Source organism: Methylophaga sp. UBA1464 (assembly GCF_002325665.1).
GTDB lineage: Bacteria > Pseudomonadota > Gammaproteobacteria > Nitrosococcales > Methylophagaceae > Methylophaga.
In genome coordinates, this window is sequence record NZ_DCSO01000082.1 from 3,428 (window position 1) to 3,817 (window position 390).

At 44.9% G+C, this 390-nt stretch carries 1 protein-coding gene; it reads right to left on the minus strand.

Annotated elements, in window-relative coordinates:
• Positions 1 to 80: 80 nt before the first annotated feature.
• Positions 81 to 390: MarR family winged helix-turn-helix transcriptional regulator (locus tag B3O33_RS10400; protein ID WP_414673289.1), on the minus strand; the 310-nt coding region annotated here is incomplete at its 5' end.

Genomic DNA, 390 nt, shown 5'->3' on the forward strand with positions numbered 1-390 from the left:
CAAGGTTATTATTACAGTAAACCACTTCCTGCGGGTGAAATAGAACGCTTATTAGAAAATGGTCAGGGCCTGCAAAATCTTTAGCGACGCCTGGTCGGTATTTTGACGACATCTTGCTCATCCCCATAACGATCCAACATACCAATGTCCAGAACGGGTGATGCATCAATATGCTGAGCATCCATCATTTGTGCTACACGCTTTAAGGCAGACATGATCATAGCCTGTTCCCATTCATCCAGTTTACTGAATTCCCGGGTAAAACGATCCTGCAATGGAATTGGTGCACTTTTAAGTGTCTCGGTAGCAGATTCGGTCAGATAGGCATGTACTTTACGTTTATCTGTTTGTGAGCGTTGACGATACACCAGACCACGTTTTTCCAGGCGG